Raw genomic sequence first — 213 nt, 5'->3', positions numbered from 1 at the left:
TGCGAGAATGGCACTTCGTGCAACATTCTCATTTTAGTCAGATTTTCACCTAATATCGGTTTGAAAACCTGACGTGACCAAGCTCGCATTCCGAAAGCAACGAAGCAGATCACCTTCGTGCAACACTCTTGACTTGTACTTTCTTGGGGAGGGGAATGAATGCTTTTGCTTGGTATGGGTAATCGAGTAGGTCGGGAAACGAAAGTTTTCTGA

Origin of the sequence: Porphyromonas sp. HMSC077F02 (genome assembly GCF_001815465.1) — a bacterium.
In the GTDB taxonomy this organism is placed as follows: domain Bacteria; phylum Bacteroidota; class Bacteroidia; order Bacteroidales; family Porphyromonadaceae; genus Porphyromonas_A; species Porphyromonas_A somerae.
The sequence above is the reverse complement of the archived record's forward strand: the minus strand, read 5'-3'. Positions refer to the sequence as shown.